This is a genomic window from Streptomyces sp. TSRI0107 (assembly GCF_001905845.1).
Lineage (GTDB): Bacteria > Actinomycetota > Actinomycetes > Streptomycetales > Streptomycetaceae > Streptomyces.
In genome coordinates this window covers 745,018-770,468 of the sequence record NZ_LIVZ01000001.1, presented here as the reverse complement: position 1 = coordinate 770,468, position 25,451 = coordinate 745,018, and the positions used below count along the sequence as shown (strand labels likewise).

Sequence of the window (25,451 nt, the reverse complement as noted above, 5' to 3'; positions counted from 1 at the left end):
GGGGACGAAAGAGCGCGTGCCGCATACGATGAGCCGCATGGGTGACGTACTGGCCGGATTTCATGCCGCCTGGGAGTTCGAGTCCGACTCCGTGCTCATCCGTTACGAACGGGGGATTCGAACACCCAAGCTGTTCCAGGCGCTCGGCGAACGCCGGGTGCCGCTGGAGGCGTTGCAGGGGGTCACGCTGACTCCCGGCAAGCGCGGGACCGTCGTGCTGCGCGTGGAGGTGCGACCGGGGGCCGATCCGCTGCTGGAGGCGGCGGACGGGCAGCTCAAGGAGAACGGCGACCCGTACCGGCTGGTGCTGCCGGCCGCGCGGGAGACGCTCGCGGAGTACTACGCCGACGAGCTGCGGGCGCAGCTGACCGAGTCGGGACCGGCGGAGCGGTTCCTGGTGGCCGCGCCGAGCGCCCCGCAGTCCTTCAAGGCGTACGACGCGAAGGCGTCCTTCGACGGGACGACCGTGCGGTTCCGGTGGTTCTGGACCGGGGCGTCGTCGGAGAAGTGGAAGGCCGGGGACCAGAGCTTCCCCGTCGCCGAGCTCGGCGGCGTCGAATGGCGGTCGCCGGAGCTGTTCGAGGGGTACCTGCGGCTGCTGCGGCGGGACGGCGCGGAGCAGCCGGCGCAGGCCGATCAGGATCCGGCGGCGGTGGTGTTCGGGCTGGGGTACGGGCCCGTGCACGAGTCGCTGCCGTTCGCGGCGTCGGTGCTGGCGGCCGTGCGGGAGCGGGGGCCGGTGGCCGCGGTGGTCGCGGCGCACCGGCGCCGCGACCCCGCGGACATCGCCGAGCGGATCCGGCATCTCGGCGAGTTGCATCAGGCGGGGCTGGTCACGGACGAGGAGTTCTCCGTGAAGAAGGCGGAGCTGCTGGCGGAGCTGTGAGCGTCCGCCGGGTTCCCCGGCAGGTTGTCACTCGCGGCCCGCGGACGTGAACGTCATGTCCGGGTAGCGGTCGCCTGCCACCTTCGCCGCGATGGACTCCAGGGCCGCCAGGTCCTCCGCCGTCAGCGCGATGGCCGTCGCCGCCGTGTTCTCCTCCACCCGGGACGGCTTGCGGGTGCCCGGGATCGGGATGACCGGGAGGCCGCGGACCGTCTGCTGGTGGTGGAGCCAGGCCAGGGCGATCTGCCCGAGGGTGGCGTCGTGGCTGTCGGCGATCCCGCGGATCCGGTCCAGCAGGGCCGCGTTGGCCGCCGCGTTGTCGCCGGTGTAGCGGGGCTGCTGGCGGCGGAAGTCGTCCTCGGTCAGGTCCTCGGCGCGGGCGAAGGAGCCGGTGAGGAAGCCCCGGCCGAGCGGGGAGTACGCGACCAGGGCCACGCCCAGTTCGGCCGCCGCCGGCACCACGTTGGCCTCGATGTCACGGCTGAACAGGGACCACTCGGACTGGACGGCGGCGATCGGGTGCACCGCGTGCGCGGCGCGCAGTTCGGGGGCCGTGACCTCGCTCAGGCCGAGCTGCTTGACCTTGCCCTCGCGGACCAGGTCGGCCATGACGCCGACGGTCTCCTCGATGGGGACCTCAGGGTCGCGGCGGTGCATGTAGTAGAGGTCGATGACGTCGACGTCCAGGCGCCTCAGGCTCGCCTCGACGGCCTGGCGGATGTACGGCGGGTCGTTGCGGATGATCCGCCGGGTGGGGTCCTCCGGCGGGATGGACAGAGCGAACTTGGTGGCGATGACCACCTCGTCGCGGTGCGCCTTGAAGAAGGGGGCGAGGAAGGTCTCGTTGTGCCCGGCGCCGTACGCGTCCGCCGTGTCGTACAGGGTGACGCCGCGTTCGAGCGCCCGGTCGAGGGTGGCCCTGGACTCCTCGGCGTCGGCGGGGCCGTAGGCGAAGCTCATGCCCATGCAGCCGAGGCCCTGCACACCCACCTCGGGGCCTTCCGCGCCCAGCCGGACGGTGGGGATGGTGCTGTCGTTCATCGGGTCCTCTCCGAGTAGAAGTCGATCTTCCGGTCGAGTACGGCGAGCGTGTCCTGGAGTTCCGCGATCCTGGAGAGGACGTCCCGGCGGGTCGTCTCCAGCAGTTCCCGGCGTTCGTCGAAGGTGTGGTCGCCCTCGCGCACCAGCTCGGCGTACCGGACCATGTCGGCGACCGGCATGCCGGTCAGCCGGAGCTTGCCGACCAGGTCCAGCCAGTCGAGGTCGCGGTTGGAGTAGCGGCGCTGGCCGGTGTGCGAGCGGTCGATGTGGGACATCAGGCCGATCCGCTCGTACCAGCGCAGGGTGTGGGCCGTGAGGCTGGTGAAGGCGACGACCTCGCTGATCGTGTAGCGGTCCTGGCCGTCGGGGCGCGGGTGCCGGCGTGGCGCGGCTGAGCAGATGTCGGTCCTGGTGGGGCTGTCCTCGGTGGCCGCGGGCATGGTCTGCATCACCGTCATGGCCTCCACGCTATGACCTTGGAGTGCACTCCAAGCAAGCGAAAAGGCCGAGAATTCACGCGAGGATGTAAGTACCGTAGGCGGCATGAGCCTAGTACGCCGTGCCCTTCCCGAGGATGCGCCGGAGCTGCTGCGCCTGCGCCAGGTCATGATCGATTCGGTGTTCTCCGCGGACGGGGACACGGACTGGCACACCGAGTCCCTGCCGGTGCTGCGCAAGCGGCTGGCGGAGACGGACGGGGACTTCGCCGCGTTCGTGGTGGACCATCCGCGGCGGCCGGGAGCACTGGCGGCGGTGGTCGCCGGGACGGTGGACTACCGCATCGGCAAGGCCGGGAACCCGCACGGCCGGGTCGGCCAGGTGTTCAGCGTCGCCACCGACCCGGACGTCCGGCGCCAGGGCCACGCGCGCGCCTGCATGGAGGCGCTGCTGGAGTGGTTCCGGGAGCGGGGCACCGGGCACGTACTGCTCACCGCCTCCCCCGCCGCGGAGCCGCTGTACGCCTCGCTGGGCTTCACCCGGGACTCCGACCCCTCGATGCGGCTGCTCCTCTGAGGCGCATAGGCTCGGCGGCATGTCGCTGAACAGCCTCGCACTGATCGAGAACTGGCCGGTTACCGCCGCCGCGGCGGGTGTCGTACGGGCCGACGGCACGGTCCTCGGGACCCACGGCCCCGCCGACCGGCGTTTCCCGCTGGCCTCGGTCACCAAGCCGCTCGCCGCGTACGCGGTGCTGGTCGCCTACGAGGAGGGCGCGATCGAGCTGGACGAACCGGCGGGGCCGGACGGCTCGACGGTCCGTCATCTGCTCGCGCACACCTCGGGTCTGGCCTTCGACGAGCACCGGGTCATGGCCGCGCCCGGCGACCGGCGGCTGTACTCGAACGCCGGGTTCGAGCAGCTGGGCGACCATGTGGCGAAGGCGACGGACATCCCCTTCGCCGAGTACCTGCGGCAGGCGGTGCTGGAGCCGCTGGGCATGACGTCGACGACGCTGGAGGGCTCCCCGGCGAAGGACGGCGTGTCGACGGTCGGGGACCTGCTGCGGTTCGCCGCCGAGGTGCAGGCGCCGCGGCTGCTGGACCCCCGGACGGTGGGCGAGGCGATGAGCGTGCAGTACGCCGGGACCAAGGGGGTGCTGCCGGGGTACGGGCACCAGAACCCCAACGACTGGGGGCTGGGGTTCGAGATCCGCGACGGCAAGTCGCCGCACTGGACGGGGGCTTCTTCCTCCCCCCGGACGTTCGGGCACTTCGGGCAGTCCGGGACGTTCCTGTGGATCGACCCGGACGCGGGGATGGCGTGCGTGGCGCTGGCCGACCGGTCGTTCGGACCCTGGGCGATCGAGGTGTGGCCGGCGTTCACCGACGCGGTGCTGGCGGAGGCGCGGGGCTGAGCCGGCCCCGCTACGGGGCCATCTCCCAGATCAGCAGCTCCGCCCCGGTCAGGGCCTCCGCCGCCAGGTCCTTCGCGCCGGTGACGCGCGCCGCGTCGCCGGGGCGGAGGGTCTCGCCGTCCAGGCGCACCTCACCCCGCACGACGTGCGCGTACACGTACGCCCCGTCCGGCAGCGCCGTCCGCTCCCCCGCCGCCAGGCGGCGGACGTGCAGCATCGCGCCCGCCTCCGGGACCGCGTACGGGGTGGAGTCGGCGATGCCCGGCACGATCTCGTACGACGGGTCGCCGCCCGGGGCCAGGGGCGCCAGCCACATCTGGACGAAGGTGAGCGGCGTCACGCCGTCGTTGCGCTCGACGTGCCGGACCCCGGCCGCGGCGCTGAGGCGCTGCACGTCGCCGGGGCGGACCCGGGTCTCGTGGCCGGTGGAGTCGCGGTGGGTCAGCTCGCCCTCGACGACCCAGGTGACGATCTCGGTGTGGCTGTGCGGATGCTCGTCGAAGCCGGCGCCCGGCGCGAGACGTTCCTCGTTGCAGGCGATCAGCGCGCCGAAGCGCAGGTTTCCGGGGTCGTAGTGGGGGCCGAAGGAGAAGGCGTGCCGGGTCACGATCCCGGCCTCCGGGTCACCGCCGGGGTAGCGCTCGCCGGCGCGCCGTATGTCCATCACGGGTCCCACCGTAGACCTCAGTCCCGACCCGGCGGCGCACGGTCCGGGCCCGATAAGGCAGTCTTGTCCCCGTGCCCGAACCCGAAGCCAGCAATTCCGAAGCCGCAGCGCATGCCGTCCACCCGCACTCCGCGACCCTGAAGCGGCTGGAGAAGTCCTCCGGATCCCTCGCCGCCCAGGCCATCGCACGCATGGACGAGACCCTGCCGTGGTACCGGGCCATGCCCCCGGAGAACCGGTCCTGGATCGGGCTGGTCGCCCAGGCCGGCATCGCCGCCTTCACCGAGTGGTTCCGGCATCCGGACGCCCCGCAGGCGATCTCCACCGACGTCTTCGGGACCGCGCCCCGCGAACTGACCCGGGCGATCACGCTGCGGCAGACCGTGGAGATGGTGCGCACCACCATCGAGGTCATGGAGAGCGCGATCGACGAGGTCGCCGCTCCCGGGGACGAGAGCGTGCTGCGCGAGGCGCTGCTCGTGTACGCCCGGGAGATCGCGTTCGCCACCGCCCAGGTCTACGCCCAGGCCGCGGAGGCACGCGGTGCCTGGGACGCGCGGCTGGAGTCGCTGGTGGTGAACGCGGTGCTGAGCGGGGAGGCCGACGAGGGGGCGGTGTCCCGGGCCGCCGCGCTCGGCTGGAACGCGCCGGAGCATGTGTGCGTGGTGCTGGGCACGGCACCCGACGGCGACTCCGAGCTGACCGTGGAGGCGATCCGGCGGGCCGCCCGGCACGCCAAGCTCCAGGTGCTCACCGGGGTGCTCGGGGACCGGCTGGTCGTCATCGCCGGTGGCAGCGACAACCCGATCGCCGTGGCCAGGTCGCTGATCGGGCCGTTCGCCGCCGGGCCGGTCGTGGCGGGGCCGGTGGTGCCGGACCTGCTGGCCGCGACCCGGTCCGCGCAGGCCGCCGCGGCCGGGCTGAAGGCGTGTTCCGCCTGGCAGGACGCCCCCCGCCCGGTACTGGCGGACGATCTGCTGCCGGAGCGCGCGATCGCCGGAGACCCAAGCGCGCGCGAGCAGTTGGTGGAGGAGATCTACAGACCGCTGGAGGAAGCCGGGTCCGCGCTCCTGGAGACCTTGAGTGTCTATCTGGAACAGGCGAGCAGCCTGGAAGGCGCCGCGAGGATGCTCTTCGTTCACCCGAACACCGTGCGCTACCGGCTCCGACGTGTGACTGACGTCACCGGCTGGTCGCCTTCCGATGTACGCTCCGCTTTCACACTGCGGATCGCGCTGATCCTGGGGCGTCTGGCCGACGGGGATCTCCAGCCCTAGTCTTTTGTCGGGGGCCCACAAAACCCCCTGCTGTTCTTCGTCCTTGTCCCCACGGGCGGCCGCGCCCGTCCCCAAGAGAGAGTGTGAGAGTGCTCGTACTCGTCGCTCCCGGCCAGGGCGCCCAGACGCCCGGCTTCCTGACCCCTTGGCTCGAACTGCCCGGCGCGGCCGACCGTGTCGCCGCATGGTCGGACGCCATCGGACTGGACCTCGCCCACTACGGCACGAAGGCCGGCGCGGACGAGATCCGCGACACCGCCGTCGCGCAGCCGCTGCTGGTCGCAGCGGGCATCCTGTCCGCGACGGCACTCGGTGACATTGCGCCGGGCGCGGTCGCGGGTCACAGCGTCGGTGAGATCACCGCCGCCGCCTTCGCGGGCGTCCTCGACGACACCGCGGCGCTGTCCCTGGTCCGCAAGCGCGGCCTCGCCATGGCGGAGGCCGCGGCGATCACCGCGACCGGCATGTCGGCGCTGCTCGGCGGCGATCCCGAGGTGAGCGTCGCCCACCTGGAGAAGCTGGGCCTGACCCCGGCGAACGTCAACGGCGCCGGCCAGATCGTCGCCGCGGGCACGCTGGAGCAGCTGGCCGCGCTGAACGAGGACAAGCCCGAGGGCGTCCGCAAGATCGTTCCGCTGAAGGTGGCCGGCGCGTTCCACACGCACCACATGGCCCCGGCGGTCGACAAGCTGGCCGAGGCCGCGCGTGAGCTGACGCCGGCCGACCCGAAGGTCCCCTACGTCTCCAACAAGGACGGCAAGACCGTCACCACCGGTGACGAGATCGTCTCCCGGCTGGTCGGACAGGTCGCCAACCCGGTCCGCTGGGACCTGTGCATGGAGACCTTCAAGGAGCTCGGCGTCACCGCCCTGCTGGAGGTCTGCCCCGGCGGCACCCTCACCGGTCTCGCCAAGCGCGCGCTGCCCGGTGTGAAGACGCTGGCCCTGAAGACCCCCGACGACCTCGACGCGGCCCGCGAGCTCATCGCCGCCGCATCCGATGCTGCCGCCGACGCGGCGGGCGCCTGAGCCCTAAGGAGCCGACCGACACCATGTCGAAGATCAAGCCCGCCAAGGGCGCCCCGTACGCCCGCATCCTGGGCGTGGGCGGCTACCGTCCGACCCGCGTGGTGCCCAACGAGGTGATCCTCGAGAAGATCGACTCCTCGGACGAGTGGATCCGTTCGCGGTCCGGCATCCAGACGCGGCACTGGGCCAACGACGAGGAGACCGTCGCCGCGATGTCGGTCGAGGCGTCCGGCAAGGCCATCGCGGACGCCGGGATCACCGCCGAGCAGATCGGCGCGGTGGTCGTCTCCACCGTCAGCCACTTCAAGCAGACCCCGGCCGTCGCGACCGAGATCGCCGACAAGCTGGGCACGAACAAGGCCGCCGCGTTCGACATCTCGGCGGGCTGCGCCGGCTTCGGCTACGGCCTCACCCTCGCCAAGGGCATGATCGTCGAGGGCTCCGCCGAGTACGTCCTGGTCATCGGCGTGGAGCGGCTGAGCGACCTGACCGACCTGGAGGACCGCGCGACGGCCTTCCTGTTCGGTGACGGCGCCGGCGCGGTCGTCGTCGGCCCGTCGGACGAGCCCGCGATCGGCCCCACGGTCTGGGGTTCCGAGGGCGACAAGTCCGAGACCATCAAGCAGACCGTGCCGTGGACCGACTACCGCACGGGCGAGGTCGAGCGGTTCCCCGCCATCACGCAGGAGGGCCAGGCGGTGTTCCGCTGGGCCGTCTTCGAGATGGCGAAGGTCGCCCAGCAGGCGCTGGACGCGGCCGGGATCGACGCCACCGACCTCGACGTCTTCATCCCGCACCAGGCCAACGAGCGGATCATCGACTCGATGGTGAAGACCCTGAAGCTGCCGGAGTCCGTCACGGTCGCCCGCGACGTGCGCACCACCGGCAACACCTCGGCCGCCTCGATCCCGCTCGCGATGGAGCGGCTCCTGGCGACCGGCGAGGCGAAGAGCGGCGACACCGCGCTCGTCATCGGATTCGGGGCGGGTCTCGTCTACGCCGCGACGGTCGTTACCCTCCCCTAGGCACTCCGTGCCGGATCATTCGATCCGGTGCCGGAACGCAACCACCTGCCGCTGCCGCGGCGGGACGCCACACCCCCTGGAATATCAACGAAGGAGCGCCGACATGGCCGCCACTCAGGAAGAGATCGTCGCCGGTCTCGCCGACATCGTGAACGAGATCGCCGGCATCCCGGTTGAGGACGTCCAGCTGGACAAGTCCTTCACCGACGACCTGGACGTCGACTCGCTGTCCATGGTCGAGGTCGTCGTCGCCGCCGAGGAGCGCTTCGACGTCAAGATCCCCGACGAGGACGTCAAGAACCTCAAGACCGTCGGTGACGCGACCGACTACATCCTTAAGCACCAGGCCTGACCTCGAGGCTGTTGCCTGCCCCGCCACCCGGCGGTGGCGCCGCTGAATCCCTGTCTGGAGAAAGAATTCCCGTGAGCCCGACCAATCACACCGTGGTCGTCACCGGTATCGGCGCAACCACACCGCTGGGTGGCGACGCATCTTCCACCTGGGAGGGCCTGATCGCCGGACGCTCCGGCGTCAAGCCCCTGGACCAGGACTGGGCCGCCGACCAGGCGGTCCGTATCGCCGCGCCCGTGGCCGTGGAGCCGACCGAGGTCATTCCGCGGCCGCAGGCCCGCCGGCTGGACCGCTCGGCGCAGTTCGCGCTGGTCGCCGCCCAGGAGGCGTGGGCCGACGCGGGCTTCACCGGCAAGGCCGGTGAGGACGGCTCCGTCGACCCCGACCGGCTGGGTGCCGTCATCGCCTCCGGCATCGGTGGTGTGACGACCCTGCTGGACCAGTACGACGTGCTGAAGGAGAAGGGCGTCCGCCGCGTCTCCCCGCACACCGTTCCCATGCTCATGCCGAACGGCCCGTCGGCGAACGTGGGCCTGGCCGTGGGCGCCCGCGCGGGTGTGCACACGCCGGTCTCCGCGTGCGCGTCCGGTGCCGAGGCCATCGGTTACGCCATCGAGATGATCCGCTCCGGCCGCGCGGACGTGGTCGTCGCCGGCGGTACCGAGGCGGCCATCCACCCGCTGCCGATCGCCGCGTTCGGCAACATGATGGCGATGTCCAAGAACAACGACGACCCGCAGGGCGCGTCCCGCCCGTACGACGTGGCCCGCGACGGCTTCGTCCTCGGTGAGGGCGCCGGTGTGATCGTCCTGGAGTCCGCCGAGCACGCCGCGAAGCGCGGCGCCCGGGTGTACGCCGAGGCGGTCGGTCAGGGCATCTCCGCCGACAGCCACGACATCGTGCAGCCGGAGCCCGAGGGCCGCGGCATCGCGCACGCCCTGCAGAACCTGCTGGAGCGCACCGACCTGGACCCGGCGGAGATCGTGCACGTCAACGCGCACGCGACGTCGACGCCGGCCGGTGACGTGGCCGAGCTGAAGGCGCTGCGCAAGGTGTTCGGCGACGAGGCCGACCACTTCGCGGTGTCGGCGACGAAGTCGATGACCGGTCACCTGCTGGGTGGCGCCGGTGGCGTGGAGTCCGTCGCCACGATCCTCGCGCTGTACCACCGGGTGGCGCCGCCCACCATCAACGTCGAGAACCTCGACCCCGAGGCCGAGGCGAACGCGGACATCGTGCGCGGCGAGGCCCGGAAGCTGCCGGTCGACGGCCGCATCGCGGCGCTGAACGACTCGTTCGGCTTCGGCGGGCACAACGTGGTGCTGGCGTTCCGCTCGGTCTGAGCGGCACCCGCACGAACCTGAAGGGCCCCCACCAGGCGGTGGGGGCCCTTCACGTGTAAGAGGTCACGACTGTACGAGGTCACGCGCGTCGGCGGACGCCTCACACCACCTGGTGCAGCCAGCGGACCGGGGCGCCCTCGCCCGCGTAGCGGAACGGCTCCAGCTCGTCGTCCCAGGGCTTGCCGAGCAGCTTGGCGATCTCCGCCTCCAGGTCGGTCTCGCCGCGCTGGCTGCGCTGAAGGGCCGCGCGGAGACGGTCCTCGGGGATGAGGATGTCGCCGTGGATGCCGGTGACGGCGTGGAAGATCCCGAGGTCGGGGGTGCAGCTGTAGCGCTCGCCCTCGGCGGTGGGGCAGGGCTCGGCGGTGACCTCGAAGCGCAGCAGGTGCCAGCCGCGCAGTGCGGACGCCAGCTTGGACGCGGTGCCCGCCTCGCCCTGCCAGGAGAACTCCGAGCGCCAGGTGCCGGGGGCGGCCGGCTGCCGGATCCAGTCGAGGTTGACGCGCGTGCCGAGCACCCCGGCGACGGCCCACTCGACGTGCGGGCACAGCGCGCGCGGCGCGGAGTGCACGTACAGAACTCCACGTGTCGTCACCGGGACCTCCGGGCAGAGCGGGACAGGGGGCGGTCGGGCGGGCAGGTGGTGGCGCCGGGCGGGCCACTTGATGGCGAGGCTACCGTGCGGCGGCGCAAGGAGTGTGACGTACCGTCGGTCCCGGTGCCGGGAAACCTCCGCCTTTCACCCGGCAGGACGCCTGTGCGGGCGTGACCGGTCGCATGGGGTGCGGTGGGAACTCCGAGGCGTTGTCATGGGTGGGGGACCATGACACGACATCGAGGACGACAAGGGATGCGACAGGGCATGCGGAACCGACTCCACCGCTCTTGGGCCGCGCTCGCCGCCGTGACCGCGGCCGCCGTCCTGGGTGTCACCGGCTGTGACGCCGTGGGCGGTGCCTCCTCGGCGCCGGCCGGTGACGAGGCCGGGCTGGTGAAGCCGAGCTCGCCGCCCGCCTGGGACTCCACGCCGCGTTCGATCGCCGCCGTCGGCGACTCCATCACCACCGGGTTCAACACCTGTGTGGTGCTCGCGGACTGCCCCGAGGTGTCGTGGGCGACCGGCACCAGTCCCGACGTCGACAGCCTGGCCGTACGGCTGCTGGGGCGCTCCCGGGTGGCCTCGCACAGCTGGAACTACGCGGTGAGCGGGGCCCGGATGGCCGATCTGCCGGGGCAGATGGCGCGGGCGGCGGCCCGCGGACCGGAGCTGGTCACGGTGCTGGCGGGCGCGAACGACGCCTGCCGGACGTCGGCGGACGCCATGACTCCGGTGGCCGACTTCCGCGCCGGTTTCCAGGAGGCCCTGCACACCCTGCGCCACAGCGGCGCGCCGAAGGCACAGGTGTTCGTGGCGAGCGTGCCGGACCTGAAGCGGCTGTGGTCGCAGGGCCGGACCAACGCGCTCGGCAAGCAGGTGTGGAAGCTGGGCATCTGCCCGTCGATGCTGGACGACGCCGACTCCCTGGACGCGGAGGCGAACCTGCGGCGGTCGAAGGTGGAGAAGCGGGTGGAGTCGTACAACGAGGTGCTGCGCGAGGAGTGTGCGAAGGACCGGTACTGCCGCTTCGACGGGGACGCGGTGCACGAGTACCGCTTCGGCACCGGGCAGCTGAGCCGGTGGGACTGGTTCCATCCGAGCGTGGACGGCCAGGCGCGGCTCGCGGAGATCGCCTATGACGTGGTGACGGCTCAAGAGGCGCCGTCCTGACCGCGGTGACCTAGGGTTTCGCTCATGAACGAACACTTCGGCACACTTCCCGACGGCACCCCGGTGCACCGCTGGACCCTGGAGCGGGCCGGCGTGCGGGTGCGGGTGCTCTCGTACGGCGGGATCGTGCAGTCGGTGGAGGTGCCCGGCCGGGACGGCCGGACGGCGGACGTGGTGCTGGGGTTCGCGGAGCTCGACGGCTATCTGGAGAACCCGGGGCCCTACCTCGGCGCGCTCATCGGCCGCTACGCCAACCGGATCGCGGGCGCCCGCTTCGAACTGGACGGGCGGACGTACGCCCTCGCGCCGAACAACGGACCCAACTCGCTGCATGGCGGCGAGCGGGGCTTCGACCAGCGGGTGTGGGAGGTGACGCCGTTCGAGCACGGGCTGCGGCTGACCCGGGTCAGCCCGCACGGCGAGGAGGGGTTCCCGGGCCGGCTGGCGGTCTCGGCGACGTACACGCTGGACGCGGACGGCGCGCTGCGGATCGGGTACGAGGCGGTCACGGACGCGCCGACGGTGGTGAACCTGACGAACCGCAGCTACTTCAACCTCTCCGGGGCCGGGTCCGGCCCGGCGGCCGGGCACCAGCTGCGGATCGCCGCCGCCCGGTACACGCCGGTCGACGAGGAGTTGATCCCGACAGGGGTGGCGGAGGTCGCGGGGACGCGGTTCGACTTCCGCAAGCCGCGGCAGACGGGGTCCGGGTACGACCACAACTTCGTGCTGGACAAGGGGGTCACGGCGGCGGCCGAGGAGGTCGCCGAGCTGTACGACCCGGTGTCGGGGCGGGTGCTGACGGTGGCGACGACCGAGCCGGGCCTGCAGCTGTACACCGCCGACCATCTCGCCGCCCCGCTGTCACCGGGTGCCGGGATCGCGCTGGAGACCCAGCACTTCCCGGACTCGCCGAACCGGCCGGAGTTCCCGAGCACGGTGCTGCGGCCGGGCGACGTGTTCCGGTCGGAGACCGTGTACGCCTTCTCGGTCAGGGACTGAGCGGGACGAGCCCCGGTCCGGGGTCAGGGGCCGGACCGGGGCTGCTCGGGCAGGACGAGTCGTCCCGGGTCAGACGTTAACGGTCGCGGTGATCCTGCGGTCGGAGATCGAGCGTCCGGCCTGGATTTCGTACGAATCCTTCACAAACGACCATGAGTTGGTCAACTCCTCCCAGATCTCGAACGCCCGGCGCGGGATCTCGATCACGGCCTCGGCGCTCTCGCCGGGCCCCGCCCCGACGCCCGCGAAACCGGCCAGCCATCGCACGGGCCGGGCGGCGTCGGGCTCGGACGGGGCGAGGTACACCTGGACGACCTCGCGGCCGGGCCGTTCGCCGGTGTTGCGGACGCGGACACCGAAGGGCACCCGGCCCGCGGCTACTTCTCCGAGCGCTACACCCGGGTCCGCGAGAGCGTGGCGCGGGTGCTGCGTGCCGCCTACGGCGACCGCCTGCCGAACGGACTGACCCCGGAGCGCACCGCGCCCCTGCTGGTCGCCGTCATGGACGGCCTGCAGTACCAGTGGCTGCTGGACCCCGGGTCGGTGGACATGCCGGGGGCCTTCCGGGACTTCCTCAGCCTGCTCGGAGAGACCCCGCGGGGCGCGGGCTGACCGCGGCCACCACCTCGACCTCCACCCGCGCCTCGGGCCGGAACAGCCGGGACGCCTCGAACGTCATGCTGGTCGGCGGGGTGCCGGTGAGGAACTCCCGCCGTACGGCGGCGTAATCGGCGAGCTCGCCGATGTCCGTCAGATAGGTGCGGATGTTGATCACGTCCGCCATGGTCGCGCCGTGCGCCTTCAGCAGGGCGTCGATGGTCTCGAAGACGCCGCGGGTCTGCTCGGCCGTGGTCTCCCCCGCGGCGATCTGCCCCGAGACGAACAACAGGGCTCCCCCGTCGCCGTGTTCGACGCGCGCGACCTGGGAGTAGTAGGGGCTGAGCGGCTGCGGCGCGGACGCCGGGCTGTCGATGGTGACCTTCATGCCCACGACGCTAGAAAGCCCCGACCGACACGACAAGCGAATGTCTAGCATGGCCGCCATGCCGGAGCCGCATACCGACGTCCCCTCCCCCGAACTGTCGACCGTGTGGCTGCGGGTCTTCCTGGAGGTCGCCCGCCACGGCTCCTTCACGCTCGCCGCGCACACCCTCGGCTGGACCCAGTCCGCCGTGTCCCGCCAGATCTCCTCGCTGGAGGGCGCCCTCGGCGGCGGCCCGCTGTTCGACCGGCTGCCGCGCGGCGTGCGGCTCACCGAGGCCGGGCGGACCCTCGTCCCGCACGCCGAGGCCGTCGTCGAACGGCTGGGCCGGGCCGGGCGGGAGCTGGCCGCGCTGCGCACGGCGACCGGCGGGCGGCTGCGGTTCGGCGCCTTCGCCACCGCCGACGCGGCACTGGTGCCCCGCGCGATCGCCGCGTTCCGCGCCCGCCGTCCCGGCGTGCTCCTCACCCGCGAGGAAGGTCTCACCCCGGCCCTGCTGGACCGGCTGGCCGCGGGCGAGCTGGACCTGGCGGTCGTCTCCACGACGAGCCGCGCGCCGCTGGCCGCCTACGACCTGCACCACCTGCTCGACGAGTCGCTGTACGTCGCCGTCCCCGCCGGCCATCCCCTCGCCGGCCGCGACCGCGTCCCGCTCTCCGCGTTCGCCGACGCCGACTGGATCTCCGGCAGCCCCCGCCCCGAGGGCACCCTCCTCGACGCGGCCCTGGCCCAGGGATTCCGCCCGCGCGTCGCGCACGTCGTCGCCGAGTGGACCGCCAAGCAGGGGTACGTGGCGGCCGGGCTCGGCGTGACGCTGGTGCCGGCGCTGGCGGCGGCGTCGGTGCGGCCCGACGTGGTCCTGGTGCCGGTGCGGGACGCGCAGGTGCGGTCCGTGTACGCGGCGACCGTACGCGGATGGTCGCTGTCGGCGGCGGGACGGGCGTTCGTGACGGCGCTGCGGGAGGCGGCGGCGGAGGTACCGGGACATCCCGTACCGGAACCCCGTCCGCCACGGGACACGGCGTAGACCACACCGGTCACGGGGAGACTTCCGCCGTCCCGCACCACGCTCCCCACGGCGACGGAAGGACCTCAACTGCCGTGATATCCCTACGTGTCCGCATCGGCGCCCTCCTCGGGCCGGTGCTGGTGACCTGCCTCACCGCCCCGGCGACCGCCGCGCCCGCGACGAGTACCGCCACGGGTAACGCGACGAGTACCGCGACGAGTACCGCGACGAGTACCGCGACCGTCGAGGAACAGCGGCTCGACCGAGCCGTCCCGCAGGAGATCCTGCGCCGCTCCGGATTCGCCGACGCGGCACCGGAGTTCGCGCGGGCCCTGGGCGCGGCCCGCTCCTACGCGCAGGCCCGCGCCGTCGTCGTACGCGAGGGCTCGGCCCTGTGGCGGCGGGCGGTGGAGAGGGCGCAGGGGCGGGGCCCCGACGGAGGGGACCTGAGCCGGGACGACGACCGGCCGCTGTACTGGGCACGGCTGGGCATGACCCGCGAAGTGCGGGCGTACCAGCCGGGGTTCGCGCTCGACGACCGGCAGCGGCAGGCCCTGCTCGACACGTTGGAGCGGACCTCGCGCGGGCAGACCGACATCCGCCATCCGCACGGCAAGGGCGTCAAGCGGGTCCTGGTCACCGGCTTCGACCCGTTCACCCTGGACCGGGACATCCGTATCTCCAACCCGTCCGGCGCCTCCGCGCTCGCCCTCGACGGCACGGTGATCGAGACGGCGGACGGGCCCGCGCGGGTGGAGACCGCCGTGTTCCCGGTGCGCTGGCGGGACTTCGCGGAGGGCACGGTGGAGCGGACGCTGCGGCCGTATCTGCCGCGGGTCGACCTGTTCGCGACGGTGAGTCAGGGCCGGGTCGGCCGGTTCGACATCGAGCGCACCAACGGGGCGTGGCGGGGCGGCTTCGCCGACAACGAGAACGTCGGCCGCACGGAGACCGTGCCGGTCGCCGACCCGGCGACGCAGCCGCAGTGGACGTCGACGACCCTGCCGTACGCGGCGATCGTGGCGGCGGACACCGGCCCCTGCCCCGTCTACGACAACACCTCCGTGACCGAGATCCCGGCGGGCGGCACCGAGCCCGTCGTACGCCCGGACGGGCCGAGCCCCGGCTCGACGGCGCGGGCCGGGGGCGGCGGGGACTACCTGTCCAACGAGATCGCCTACCGGGCGACCCTGCTGCGGGACCGGCTGGGGCTCGGGGCGGTGCTGCCGGGCGGGCATGTGCACACGCCGGTGCTGCGGTTCGGCGCAGGGAACACCACCGAGGTCACCGACCCCGAGTTCGTGCGGAACCGGCTGGACATCATCGCCCAGGTCCGGTCGATCGTGGCCGTCGCCGTCGCGGGCTGAGCGCGGGTCAGGCGTCCTGCCGTTCCCGGTCGTCGGCGTCGACGGTCTCCTCCCCGTTCAGCTCACGGGCGAGCAGCGTGGCGCCGGCGACCACGCCCGGCATCAGGAAGACCGCCACGAAGGGGACCAGGAAGGCCAGGGCGAGGGGCGTGCCGAAGCCCCAGACGAGGGTCTTGCGGGAGCGGAGCAGGGCGAGCCGGTCGCGCAGGACCACACCCCGGCGCTGGAGGGCGACGGCGGCCAGTTCCTCGGTGAGGAAGAAGCCGGTGACGAAGAAGCCGAGCACCGGGACGGCGGTCTGCCCCACGACCGGGACGAACCCGAGCGCGAACAGCAGCACGCCCCACACGGCGGCCCGGACGACGATCCGCAGGCTGTCCCGGCCGGAGATCCACAGCTCCCGCAGCAGCGGCAGATCGGACTCGGGGGCGGTGCCGTCCGGGGAGACGTCCCGGTCCACCGCCTCCGACAGGCTCTCGTAGAAGGGCTGGCCGATCAGCAGGGTCACCGCGGTGAACGTGATGACGGCCAGCAGCAGCGACAGCGCGAACAGGACGACGGTGAGCAGCCCGCGGAACAGCCCGAGCCACGGGCTCGACCAGTCGTCCGCGAACGGCGTCGCCCAGCCGACGAAGTCGGCACCCCACAGCGCGAGCGCGACGAGCGCGGCGGCGTACAGCACCAGAGTGATCAGCCCGGGCAACAACCCGAACCCGAACTGCCTGCCGTGCCGGGCAACCCAGCGCTGCCCCTTGAACAGATAGCCGAAGCCCACCCCGAGATCACGCATGGCCGCACTCTACCGGTGAATATTCCCCCGGCCTGGTCGGGCATTGTTGACCATGGCAAGCACGGAGGTCGAGGAGAGCGGATGACACAGGAGATCCACGGCACGGTCGCCGGCGGCTTCGAGGGCGTGCGGGAGGAGTTCGCGGCGTTCGTCGCCCGGGAGCTGCGGGAACAGCCGGACTACGAGGGGCAGCTGTGCGCCTATGTGCACGGCCGTCGGGTCGTCGACCTGTGGACGGGCCCGGAGGTGACCCCCGGGTCCCTGTACGGCGTGTTCTCGGCCACCAAGGGCGCCGCGCACCTGGTCGTCGCGCTCCTCGTGCAGGACGGCACGCTGGAGCTGGACCGCAAGGTGACGTACTACTGGCCGGAGTTCGGCGCCGAGGGCAAGGGCGAGCTGACCCTGCGCGACCTGATCACGCACCGGGCCGGGCTGGTCGGTCTGGACGCCGGGTTCACCGACGAGGAACTGGCCGACGACCGGGTGATCGCCGAGCGGATGGCGGACCAGCGGCCGTTCTGGCGGCCGGGCACCGCGTTCGGCTACCACGCGCTGGTGATCGGCGCGCTCACCGGGGAGGTCGTGCGCCGGGCCACCGGCCGCACCCTTCAGGAGGTGTACGAGGAGCGGGTGCGGGCCGTCCACGGCCTGGACTTCCACCTGGGGCTGCCCGAGTCGGAGGAGCCGCGCTTCCGGTCCGTGCAGCCGATGGCGCCGACGCCCGAGCAGCAGGCGGTGCTGGACGGTCAGCCGACGGGGCCGCACACGCTCGCCTCGATCGCGTTCAACACGCATGTGCCGAACCCGGCCGGTCTGGTGGACCACGCCAACACGCGGCTGGTGCGCGCCAAGGGCCCGGCGTCCGCGGGCGGTGTCGCGTCGGCGCGCGGGCTGGCCGGGCTGTACGCGGCCGCGGTCAGCGAGGTGGACGGGCGTCCGCCGCTGCTGAAGCCGGACACGATCGCCGAGGTGGGGCAGCTGCACTCGGTCGGCTACGACCTGGTGACCCGCTCGCACCGGGCGTTCGGGCTCGGCTTCCAGGCGACGGCCGAGGTCTGGTACCCGTTCCTGGGCGCGGGGGCGTTCGGACACAGCGGCGCCGGGGGCGCGCAGGCGTTCGCGGACCCGCGCAGCGGACTGGCGTACGGCTACACGCGGCGCCGGTGCGCGTTCCCGGGCGGGGCGGCGCCGGAGAACGCGGCGTTCGTGCGGGCGGTGCACAGCGCGGCGCTCGCCTGACCTCCGCACGGCGAAGGCCGCACCCCACGTCCAGGGGTGCGGCCTTCGCCGTGCGCAACGAGTGCCTCAGACGAGCGTCACGGTGATGTTGCCGCGGGTCGCCTTGGAGTACGGGCAGACCTGGTGGGCCTGCTCCAGCAGGGCACGGGCGGTGGTCTCGTCGACGTTCGGGATGCTCGCCGAGATCTCGACGATGAGGCCGAAGCCGTCGTCGTTCTTGCCGATGCCGACCTTCGCGGTGACGGTCGAGCCGGAGATGTCGGCGTTCTGCTGGCGGGCCACGACGCCCAGGGCGCCCTGGAAGCAGGCGCTGTAGCCGGCGGCGAACAGCTGCTCCGGGTTGGTGCCGGCGCCGCTGCCGCCCATCTCCTTGGGCGGGTTGACGACGACGTCGAGCTTGCCGTCGTCGGTGGCGACCCGGCCGTCGCGGCCGTTCTCGGCGGTGGCGACGGCGGTGTACAGGACGTCGGACTGCTGAATGGACATGCGGTGGTCTTCCTCCTCGGTCCGCCGCGACTCGCGCCCACGATCGCCGACGGCTTTTCGGAAAGAAGTTACCGCATACCGGAAACTGATTGAAGCCTACAGCTTGACGATCATCTTCCCGGTGTTGTCGCCGCGCAGGACGCCGAGGAACGCCTCCAGGTTGTTCTCGATGCCCTCGACGACCGTCTCGCGGTACTTCAGCGCGCCCGAGGCGACCCACGGGCCGACCTCCTGGACGAACTGCGGCTGGAGGTCGTAGTGGTCGCCGACCAGGAAGCCCTCGATCCGGCCGCGGGTCTGGATGAGCCGGGCCAGGTTCTTCGGGCCGGGGGCGGGCTCGGTGTCGTTGTAGACGGAGATCATTCCGCAGACCGCGATCCGGCCGCCCTCGTTGAGGGAGCCGATCGCCGCCTCCAGGTGGTCGCCGCCGACGTTGTCGAAGTAGACGTCGATGCCGTCGGGCGCCGCCTCGCGCAGCTGCTCGGAGACCGGGCCGCTCTTGTAGTTGAAGGCCGCGTCGAAGCCGTACTCCTCGACCAGGAGCTTGACCTTCTCGTCGGACCCCGCCGAGCCGATCACCCGGGAGGCGCCCTTCAGCTTGGCGATCTGGCCGACCTGGCTGCCGACGGCACCGGCCGCGCCGGACACGAAGACGACGTCGCCCTCCTTGAAGGAGGCGGTGCGCAGCAGGCCGGCGTAGGCGGTGAGGCCGGTCATGCCGAGGACGCCGAGGTACGTGGACAGGGGGGCCGCGTTCGCGTCGACCTTCACGGCGTGCTCGGCGCTCACGGCGGCGTACTCGCGCCAGCCGAGGAAGTGCAGGACGTGGTCGCCGGGCTGGAAGCCCTCGGCGTTGGAGGCGACGACCTCGCCGACCGCGCCGCCCTGCATGACCTTGCCCAGCTCGAAGGGGGCGACGTAGGACTTGGCGGCACTCATCCGGCCGCGCATGTACGGGTCCACGGAGAGGTACAGGTTCCGTACCAGCACCTGGCCCTCGCGCGGGGTCGGGACCTCCGTCTCGACCAGGGCGAAGTCCTCGGGCTTCGGCCAGCCGACCGGGCGGCTGAGGAGGTGCCATTCACGGTTGACGGCGGGGAGCGTGGGGGTGTCGGACATCGAACCGGGCCTCTCAAGATGTTTCACTACCTGAAACAACCATGCGCCTGAATATTTCAGGATGTCAAGCAACCGGGTACCCTGGATTCCATGTCCGCCACCCCGAACCAGTCCCGCCGCCCCGACGACCTCACCCTGGAGGTCGTCGATCTGATCGGCTCGGTCGTGGCCCGCTACCACGAGGAATTCGAGGAGGCCGCCGCCGGGCACGCCCTCACCGGCGCCCAGGCGAAGCTGCTCAGCCTGCTCTCCCTCGACCCGCTGCCCATGCGCAAGCTCGCCCACAAGCTGAGGTGCGAGCCGTCCAACGTCACCGGCATCGTCGACCGCCTCGAAGCCCGCGGCCTGGTCGAACGCCGCCCCGACCCGGCCGACCGCCGGGTGAAGGTGGCCGCCGCCACGGACGAGGGCCGCAGGGTCGCCCGCAGCCTGCGCGAGTCCCTCCACTTCGCCCGCGAGCCGCTGGCCGCGCTCAGCGAGGAGGAGCGGCTGGCACTGCGGGACCTGCTGCGGCGGATGGTGGAGACGGGGCCGGAGACGGCTTAGGGAGTGCCGTCCGGATCAGACCGGCCGCGAGGAGGGGTGAGCTCGGCCGGGTCCGCCGACGGCAACGCGGCAGACGCCCGTGCCGGGCCCCGCGACGCCGGGCCGGCCGAACGACAGGGCCTGGAGGACGCCGGCGGCCCGGCGGCTCAGGTGCACCACCACAGGAAGCGGTCGCACGTCTCGGACGGCGAGGGCTCCGGGCCGGGGGCGGAGGTCGTGGGGTTCGCCGTGGGGGTGGGGGTCGGGCCCGCCGGGGGCGGGGCCGCCGTGGTGGCCGGGGAGGTCTGCCGCGGGGCCTGGGCGGTCGCGGACTGGGGGGACTTGGACAGGCTGGCCTCGGCGTCCGGGGAGGCCGAGTCCTCGGCCTTCGACGCGGACGGGGAGGCCGAGCCGGACGGGGACGTCGTCGCGCCGGCGCCCGCGCCGGGTGCCGCCGGGTCGGAGAGCGGGTCCGCCGCCTCCTCCGCCTCCTCGGAGCTGCCGCCGTCCGCCGACACGTCGCCCGCCGCCGCGGGCGGCCGGGAGGAGCCCGGGGCGTCCAGGCCGAGTTCCGCGAGACTGAGGCCGCCCGCGGCGAGCATGAACCCGGCGCCGATCAGCAGGACCCGGCGGCGGCGACGGCGGTGCGCGGCGGCCTTGCGGTCGCGCCGGCTGGTCTCGGACTGCCGCCCGCGCGCCCGCCGGCTCGCGGCCCGGCCGGGACGCTCGGCGGTGTCGGCGGTGCCGCCGGCGTCCGCGTCGGGCGCGGACCGTTCCTCGTGGTCGCCCCCGGGGCGTACGTCGTCCTCGTCCGCGTACGGGCGGAGTTGTTCGGCCGGTGTGCCGCACCCCGGGCATGCGAGGGCGCCGTTCAGGTGCCGTCGGCACGGGTGGCAGTAGTCCATGACGCGGGAAGACTAAATTCCGGGCCGGTGACGCGCCTAGTCGCCGCTGTGAATGTTCTGTGGGGAACGGGCCGTTCCGGTGTGGCGGGTTGAGGACAGTCTCCGCATGCCTCTCCCATCGGCCGAAAGCCACTCAGGCAGCGTCTTTCGAAAAGCGCCCCCGAAAGTGCCGAAAGCGTTATCCGCCTGCCCCATTGACACTCCCGCCGCCCGCTCCTTACTGTCACGCCAGCATTTCGAACGTGTGACGAAATTTCGAACAGAGCCGACGTTCACGAGGGGCAACAGACGTGCGCATCACCGGAATCAGCACACACGTGGTCGGGACGCCGTGGCGCAACCTGACCTACGTCCAGGTGCACACCGACGAGGGCATCACCGGAGTCGGCGAGACCCGGATGCTGGGACACACCGACGCCCTCCTCGGCTACCTGAAGGAGGCCGAGGTCAACCACATTCTCGGCTCGGACCCGTTCGCCGTGGAAGACCTCGTGAAGAGGATGAAGTACGGCGACTACGGCCGGGCCGGCGAGATCGTGATGTCCGGCATCGCCGTCGTCGAGATGGCGTGCTGGGACATCAAGGGCAAGGCGCTGGGCGTGCCGGTCTGGCAGCTGCTCGGCGGCAAGGTGACCGACAAGGTCAAGGCGTACGCCAACGGCTGGTACACGACGGAGCGGACCCCGGAGGCCTACCACAAGGCCGCCCAGGGGGTCATGGAGCGCGGGTACAAGGCGCTGAAGATCGACCCGTTCGGCACCGGCCACTTCGAGCTGGACCACGACCAGACCCTGTACGCGGTCTCCCTCATCGAGGCCGTCCGCGACGCCATCGGCCCGGACGCCGAGCTGATGCTGGAGATGCACGGCCGGTTCTCGCCCGCCACCGCGGTCCGGCTGGCCCGTGAACTCGCGCCGTTCAAGCCGGCCTGGCTGGAGGAGCCGTGCCCGCCGGAGAACCTGAAGGCGCTGGAGAAGGTCGCCGCCAAGGTCGACATCCCGGTCGCCACGGGTGAGCGCATCCACGACCGCATCGAGTTCCGCGAGCTGTTCGAGAGCCAGGCCGTGGACATCATCCAGCCCGACGTCGGCCACATCGGCGGCATCTGGGAGACCCGCAAGCTGGCCGCGACCGCCGAGACCCACTACATGCTGGTCGCGCCGCACAACGTGGGCGGCTCGGTGCTCACCGCCGCCTCCCTCCAGGTCGGGTTCACCTCCCCGAACTTCAAGATCCTGGAGCACTTCAACGACTTCGCCGACGCGGAGATCAAGAAGGTGGTCAAGGGGGCGCCGGAGGTCGTCGACGGCTACTTCCACCTCTCCGACGCCCCCGGCCTGGGTGTCGAGCTGGACGTGGACGCCGCCGCCGAGTTCCCGCAGCAGCAGGCGCGGTTCGACCTGTGGGCCGAGGGCTGGGAGCAGCGCAAGCCCAAGGGCACCAAGTGAGCACCGCCGTCGTGGTCGACTCCCCCGGCCGGCACCGGCTGGTGGAGCACACCCCGCGCGACCCCGGGGCCGGGGAGGCGCTGGTGCGGGTGCACGCCGTGGGGATCTGCGGCAGCGACCGCGAGGTGTACCAGGGCAACCGGCCCGAGGGGTACGTCCGTTATCCGCTGACGCCGGGTCACGAGTGGTCCGGGACCGTGGAGGCGGTCGGCGCCGGGGTGCCGGAGAGTCTGGTCGGCCGCAAGGTCGTCGGCGAGGGCTTCCGCAACTGCCAGGTGTGCCACCGCTGCCACGCGGGCGAGACCACGCTGTGCATGGACGGCTACGAGGAGACCGGCTTCACCCAGCCGGGCGCGATGGCGGCCACCCTCACCCTGCCGGCCCGGCTGCTGCACGTCCTGCCCGACGACGCGGACCTGACCGCCGCCGCCCTGCTGGAGCCGGCCGCCTGTATCGCGGCGGCGGCCCTGAAGGCGAACGCCCGGCCGGGTGAGCGGGTCGCCGTGGTCGGCACCGGGACGCTCGGCATGTTCGCCGTGCAGTTCCTGCGCGCCGGATCCCCGGCGGAGCTGCTGGTGGTGGGTTCCCGGCGGGACCGCGAGGAGCTGTCGCGGCGGTTCGGGGCGACCGACTTCCGGACCAGGGACCAGAAGCTGCCGGGCGACTTCGACGTCGTCATCGAGACCGCCGGGTCCGCCGACGCGGCGCGCACCTCGGCCGCGCTGCTGCGGCGCGGCGGCCGGCTGGTGCTGACGGGCATCCCGGCGCCGGGCGCGGACGGTCTCGACCCGACCGATCTGGTCGTACGGCAGCTGGAGGTGCACACCGTCTTCGGGGCGCCGCCGGACGCCTGGTCGCACACCGTGCGGGTGTTCGGGGCCGGGCTGCTCGACCCGGTGCCGCTGGTCACGCACGAGCTGCCGCTCGCCGAGTTCTCGCAGGCCATCGAGTTGGTGGGGGCCGGCGACCCGAAGGTGGGCAAGGTCCTGCTGCGCCCTTAGCGACCCCGAGCCGTACGCCGGTACGGGGGTGACCTGACGGCCCCCGTACCGGCGTACACCCAGCCCTTACGGCACGTACGCCTAGAGCCGCGAACTTCGTCCGAAATATCGAACACAAAGGACAGCTTGTGACCGACGCTTCCGCCCCGGCAGCCCGTCGACCCGGTGAGCAGGTGCTCGCCTCCCTCGGCCTGGGCGCGCCCGCCCTCGACCCCGCCGACGCCTCGCCGCACACCTTCCCCGGCGGCGGCCGCTGGCGCACCGAGATCCCCTCGTGCGAGGGACCCGAAGCGCTGGCCGTGGTCCTCAAGGAGTCCTCGCGCCTCGATGTGCCGATCCACCGGATCAGCCAGGGCAGCGGCGTGTGGATGCTGACCGACGCCGAGATCACCGAGATGGTCGAGGCGACCGCCGAACGCGACATCGAGCTCTGCCTGTTCACCGGCCCGCGCGGCACCTGGGACATCGGCGGCTCCACCCGCACCGACTCGCGCGGCGGCGGGCTGCGCGCCCGCGGGCACGACGCGGTGGCCGGCTGCGTCGAGGACGCCGTACGCGCCACCGAGCTGGGTGTGAAGTGCCTGCTGGTGGCCGACGAGGGCGTGCTGTGGACGCTGCACCGGGCACGCCTGGCCGGGACCATCCCCGCCGACACCACGCTGAAAGTTTCGGCGCTGATCGGTCCCGTGAACCCGGCCTCGTTCGCGGTGTACGAGCGGCTGGGCGCGGACTCGGTCAACGTGCCCAGCGATCTGACGCTGGACCACCTCACCGAGATCCGCCGCGCCTCCGCCGCCCCCATGGACATGTACATCGAGGCCCCCGACGACCTCGGCGGTTACGTCCGGATGTACGAGGTCGCGGAGCTGATCAGGCGGGGTGCGCCGCTGTACCTGAAGTTCGGCCTGTCCAAGGCCCCCGGGATCTACCCGTACGGCCACCACCTGCGCGACCTCACCCTGGCCACGGCCCGGGAGCGGGTGCGGCGCGGGCGGCTGGCGCTGGATCTGCTGGCCCGGCACGGCGCCGGCGGGGACATGGCCCCGCTGGGTTCGCGGCTGCCCGGAGACCTGCAGCGCTTCGAAACACGTTCATAAATTTTCCGACACGAGGCCTTCACAGAAGCAGACGCAGGCCAACAGAATCCGACACACCCGTTCGGCCCAGCCGTGCACCGACATCAAGGAAGATGACCATGCGCAACCGCAGAGCCGCACTCGCCGCGACAGCCACCGCAGCCTCCCTCGCCCTCGCCCTGACCGCCTGCGGACAGAACAGCGAGGGCGGCAGCGAGGAGGACAAGGGCAGCAGCGAGGGCGCCACCATCGGCATCTCCATGCCGACCAAGTCCTCCGAGCGCTGGATCGCCGACGGAAACAACGTTGTCCAGCACCTCGAGGACAAGGGCTACGAGACCAAGCTGGTCTACGGCGAGGACGACCCCGACCAGCAGGTCTCCCAGATCGAGAACATGATCACGCAGGGTGTGGACGCCCTGATCATCGCCGCCATCGACAACAAGTCGATGAACAACGTCCTCCAGCAGGCCGCGGACGCCGACATCCCGGTCATCTCCTACGACCGCCTCATCCTCGGCTCCGAGGACGTCGACTACTACGCGTCCTTCGACAACGAGAAGGTCGGCGAGCTCCAGGGCACCTACATCGTCGAGCAGCTGGGCCTGAAGGACGGCAGCGAGAAGGGCCCCTTCAACATCGAGCTGTTCGCGGGCTCCAACGACGACAACAACACCCGCTACTTCTTCCAGGGCGCGATGAACGTCCTGCAGCCGTACATCGACAAGAAGCAGCTCGTCGTCAAGTCCGGCCAGACCGAGCTGCCCCAGGTCACCACGCTCCGCTGGGACGGCGCCACCGCCCAGCGCCGCATGGACGACATCCTCACCAAGTCGTACAAGAGCGGCAAGGTCGACGCGGTCCTCTCGCCGTACGACGGCATCTCCATCGGCATCCTCTCCGCGCTGAAGTCGGACGGCTACGGCTCCAAGGACAAGCCGCTGCCGGTCGTCACCGGGCAGGACGCCGAGGTCGCCTCGGTGAAGTCGATCATCGCCGACGAGCAGTCGATGACCGTCTACAAGGACACCCGCGAACTCGCCAAGGTGGCCTCGAACATGGTCGACGCGGTGCTCAACGACAAGAAGCCCGAGGTCAACGACACCAAGACGTACGACAACGGGGCGAAGGTCGTGCCGGCGTACCTGCTGGAGCCGGTCGCCGTCGACAAGGCCAACTACCAGAAGGCCGTCGTCGACTCCGGCTACATCAAGGAAAGCGACCTCAAGTAGCCCGCCGGAACTAGTGATTGGAAGGCAC

Annotated in this window: 27 protein-coding genes and 2 pseudogenes; 19 read left to right on the top strand and 10 right to left on the bottom strand. The window is 72.0% G+C overall.

The window, feature by feature from the left end:
* Positions 1–28 precede the first annotated feature (28 nt).
* Positions 29–886: a DUF4429 domain-containing protein gene (locus AMK31_RS03405; protein WP_073938783.1), complete on the top strand. Its 858-nt coding sequence runs from the start codon at positions 29–31 to the stop codon at positions 884–886.
* 27 nt (positions 887–913) lie between these two features.
* Here AMK31_RS03405 and AMK31_RS03400 read toward each other — a convergent pair whose 3' ends face one another.
* Both AMK31_RS03400 and AMK31_RS03395 read right to left on the bottom strand, forming a co-directional pair.
* Positions 914–1,927, bottom strand: a complete 1,014-nt coding sequence (locus AMK31_RS03400; protein WP_073938782.1) for an aldo/keto reductase — start codon at positions 1,925–1,927, stop codon at positions 914–916.
* The gene (locus tag AMK31_RS03395) at positions 1,924–2,385 is read right to left on the bottom strand and encodes a MerR family transcriptional regulator (protein ID WP_073938781.1); all 462 of its coding nucleotides are present in this window, start codon (positions 2,383–2,385) and stop codon (positions 1,924–1,926) included. The genes AMK31_RS03400 and AMK31_RS03395 overlap by 4 nt, the downstream gene beginning before the upstream one ends.
* A gap of 85 nt (positions 2,386–2,470) precedes the next feature.
* Between AMK31_RS03395 and AMK31_RS03390 the strand changes: the two genes are divergently transcribed.
* Positions 2,471–2,941, top strand: coding sequence for a GNAT family N-acetyltransferase (locus tag AMK31_RS03390; RefSeq protein ID WP_073938780.1), 471 nt, complete (start codon positions 2,471–2,473; stop codon positions 2,939–2,941).
* Positions 2,942–2,960: 19 nt separating this feature from the next.
* Positions 2,961–3,782 (top strand): serine hydrolase domain-containing protein, encoded by an 822-nt coding sequence (locus tag AMK31_RS03385; protein ID WP_073938779.1) that lies wholly within the window; start codon positions 2,961–2,963, stop codon positions 3,780–3,782.
* A 10-nt stretch (positions 3,783–3,792) separates the two neighbouring features.
* On the opposite strand, the gene AMK31_RS03380 is transcribed toward AMK31_RS03385, so the two are convergent.
* A complete protein-coding gene (locus tag AMK31_RS03380) occupies positions 3,793–4,446 on the bottom strand; it encodes a pirin family protein (protein WP_107468496.1) in 654 nt (217 codons plus the stop codon).
* 74 nt (positions 4,447–4,520) lie between these two features.
* Here AMK31_RS03380 and fasR point away from each other — a divergent pair, with 74 nt between their 5' ends.
* The 5 genes from fasR to fabF all read left to right on the top strand — a co-directional run bounded on the left by fasR (position 4,521) and on the right by fabF (position 9,474).
* Positions 4,521–5,726, top strand: coding sequence for a fatty acid biosynthesis transcriptional regulator FasR (gene fasR / locus AMK31_RS03375; protein ID WP_073938778.1), 1,206 nt, complete (start codon positions 4,521–4,523; stop codon positions 5,724–5,726).
* Between the two features lie 89 nt (positions 5,727–5,815).
* Positions 5,816–6,754, top strand: coding sequence for an ACP S-malonyltransferase (locus tag AMK31_RS03370; protein ID WP_073938777.1), 939 nt, complete (start codon positions 5,816–5,818; stop codon positions 6,752–6,754).
* Positions 6,755–6,777: 23 nt separating this feature from the next.
* Positions 6,778–7,779: a ketoacyl-ACP synthase III gene (locus AMK31_RS03365; RefSeq protein ID WP_073938776.1), complete on the top strand. Its 1,002-nt coding sequence runs from the start codon at positions 6,778–6,780 to the stop codon at positions 7,777–7,779.
* A 103-nt stretch (positions 7,780–7,882) separates the two neighbouring features.
* Positions 7,883–8,131 (top strand): acyl carrier protein, encoded by a 249-nt coding sequence (locus tag AMK31_RS03360; RefSeq protein ID WP_015660680.1) that lies wholly within the window; start codon positions 7,883–7,885, stop codon positions 8,129–8,131.
* A 71-nt stretch (positions 8,132–8,202) separates the two neighbouring features.
* Positions 8,203–9,474 carry a beta-ketoacyl-ACP synthase II gene (gene fabF, locus AMK31_RS03355; RefSeq protein WP_073938775.1) on the top strand — a complete coding sequence of 424 codons (1,272 nt, stop codon included), beginning with the start codon at positions 8,203–8,205 and terminating at the stop codon, positions 9,472–9,474.
* A 100-nt stretch (positions 9,475–9,574) separates the two neighbouring features.
* Here the strand turns inward: fabF and AMK31_RS03350 are convergent, their stop codons facing one another.
* A complete protein-coding gene (locus tag AMK31_RS03350; protein WP_073938774.1) occupies positions 9,575–10,069 on the bottom strand; it encodes a DUF3145 domain-containing protein in 495 nt (164 codons plus the stop codon).
* 267 nt (positions 10,070–10,336) lie between these two features.
* Here AMK31_RS03350 and AMK31_RS03345 point away from each other — a divergent pair, with 267 nt between their 5' ends.
* Both AMK31_RS03345 and AMK31_RS03340 read left to right on the top strand, forming a co-directional pair.
* On the top strand, positions 10,337–11,242 hold the full coding sequence (locus AMK31_RS03345) for an SGNH/GDSL hydrolase family protein (protein WP_073938773.1): 906 nt from the start codon (positions 10,337–10,339) through the stop codon (positions 11,240–11,242).
* 24 nt (positions 11,243–11,266) lie between these two features.
* Complete coding sequence (locus AMK31_RS03340) at positions 11,267–12,244, top strand: aldose epimerase family protein (protein WP_073938772.1); 978 nt, start codon at positions 11,267–11,269, stop codon at positions 12,242–12,244.
* A gap of 69 nt (positions 12,245–12,313) precedes the next feature.
* Here AMK31_RS03340 and AMK31_RS03335 read toward each other — a convergent pair.
* Positions 12,314–12,598 (bottom strand): annotated as a pseudogene (locus AMK31_RS03335) (fibronectin type III-like domain-contianing protein); the annotation flags it as partial.
* On the opposite strand from AMK31_RS03335, the pseudogene AMK31_RS03330 reads away from it, so the two are divergent.
* Positions 12,596–12,856 (top strand): annotated as a pseudogene (locus AMK31_RS03330) (TetR family transcriptional regulator C-terminal domain-containing protein); the annotation flags it as partial. The pseudogenes AMK31_RS03335 and AMK31_RS03330 overlap by 3 nt on opposite strands.
* Here the strand turns inward: AMK31_RS03330 and AMK31_RS03325 are convergent.
* On the bottom strand, positions 12,819–13,229 hold the full coding sequence (locus AMK31_RS03325) for a RidA family protein (protein ID WP_079186648.1): 411 nt from the start codon (positions 13,227–13,229) through the stop codon (positions 12,819–12,821). The pseudogene AMK31_RS03330 and the gene AMK31_RS03325 overlap by 38 nt on opposite strands.
* A 49-nt stretch (positions 13,230–13,278) precedes the next feature.
* Between AMK31_RS03325 and AMK31_RS03320 the strand changes: the two genes are divergently transcribed.
* Both AMK31_RS03320 and AMK31_RS03315 read left to right on the top strand, forming a co-directional pair.
* Positions 13,279–14,253, top strand: a complete 975-nt coding sequence (locus AMK31_RS03320) for a LysR family transcriptional regulator (protein WP_079186647.1) — start codon at positions 13,279–13,281, stop codon at positions 14,251–14,253.
* A 74-nt stretch (positions 14,254–14,327) separates the two neighbouring features.
* The gene (locus AMK31_RS03315; protein WP_073938770.1) at positions 14,328–15,602 is read left to right on the top strand and encodes a pyroglutamyl peptidase; all 1,275 of its coding nucleotides are present in this window, start codon (positions 14,328–14,330) and stop codon (positions 15,600–15,602) included.
* Positions 15,603–15,609: 7 nt separating this feature from the next.
* On the opposite strand, the gene AMK31_RS03310 is transcribed toward AMK31_RS03315, so the two are convergent.
* The gene (locus AMK31_RS03310) at positions 15,610–16,392 is read right to left on the bottom strand and encodes an EI24 domain-containing protein (RefSeq protein WP_073938769.1); all 783 of its coding nucleotides are present in this window, start codon (positions 16,390–16,392) and stop codon (positions 15,610–15,612) included.
* Between the two features lie 81 nt (positions 16,393–16,473).
* Between AMK31_RS03310 and AMK31_RS03305 the strand changes: the two genes are divergently transcribed.
* The gene (locus AMK31_RS03305) at positions 16,474–17,631 is read left to right on the top strand and encodes a serine hydrolase domain-containing protein (RefSeq protein WP_073938768.1); all 1,158 of its coding nucleotides are present in this window, start codon (positions 16,474–16,476) and stop codon (positions 17,629–17,631) included.
* A gap of 66 nt (positions 17,632–17,697) precedes the next feature.
* Here AMK31_RS03305 and AMK31_RS03300 read toward each other — a convergent pair whose 3' ends face one another.
* Positions 17,698–18,117, bottom strand: a complete 420-nt coding sequence (locus tag AMK31_RS03300; protein WP_073938767.1) for an organic hydroperoxide resistance protein — start codon at positions 18,115–18,117, stop codon at positions 17,698–17,700.
* Between the two features lie 96 nt (positions 18,118–18,213).
* Complete coding sequence (locus tag AMK31_RS03295) at positions 18,214–19,236, bottom strand: NADP-dependent oxidoreductase (RefSeq protein WP_073938766.1); 1,023 nt, start codon at positions 19,234–19,236, stop codon at positions 18,214–18,216.
* Positions 19,237–19,326: 90 nt separating this feature from the next.
* Here AMK31_RS03295 and AMK31_RS03290 point away from each other — a divergent pair, with 90 nt between their 5' ends.
* Positions 19,327–19,782, top strand: coding sequence for a MarR family winged helix-turn-helix transcriptional regulator (locus tag AMK31_RS03290; protein ID WP_073938765.1), 456 nt, complete (start codon positions 19,327–19,329; stop codon positions 19,780–19,782).
* A 146-nt stretch (positions 19,783–19,928) separates the two neighbouring features.
* On the opposite strand, the gene AMK31_RS03285 is transcribed toward AMK31_RS03290, so the two are convergent.
* Entirely contained in the window at positions 19,929–20,666 is a 738-nt protein-coding gene (locus AMK31_RS03285) for an SCO2400 family protein (protein WP_073938764.1), read from the bottom strand.
* Between the two features lie 290 nt (positions 20,667–20,956).
* On the opposite strand from AMK31_RS03285, the gene AMK31_RS03280 reads away from it, so the two are divergent.
* The 4 genes from AMK31_RS03280 (at position 20,957) to chvE (ending at position 25,423) form a co-directional block, all read left to right on the top strand.
* A complete protein-coding gene (locus AMK31_RS03280) occupies positions 20,957–22,114 on the top strand; it encodes a mandelate racemase/muconate lactonizing enzyme family protein (RefSeq protein WP_073938763.1) in 1,158 nt (385 codons plus the stop codon).
* Positions 22,111–23,115 carry a zinc-dependent alcohol dehydrogenase gene (locus AMK31_RS03275; protein WP_073938762.1) on the top strand — a complete coding sequence of 335 codons (1,005 nt, stop codon included), beginning with the start codon at positions 22,111–22,113 and terminating at the stop codon, positions 23,113–23,115. Before AMK31_RS03280 ends, AMK31_RS03275 begins: the two co-directional genes overlap by 4 nt.
* Positions 23,116–23,243: 128 nt before the next feature.
* On the top strand, positions 23,244–24,212 hold the full coding sequence (locus tag AMK31_RS03270) for a hypothetical protein (protein WP_073938761.1): 969 nt from the start codon (positions 23,244–23,246) through the stop codon (positions 24,210–24,212).
* A gap of 98 nt (positions 24,213–24,310) precedes the next feature.
* Positions 24,311–25,423, top strand: coding sequence for a multiple monosaccharide ABC transporter substrate-binding protein (chvE, locus tag AMK31_RS03265; protein WP_073938760.1), 1,113 nt, complete (start codon positions 24,311–24,313; stop codon positions 25,421–25,423).
* Positions 25,424–25,451: the final 28 nt, after the last annotated feature.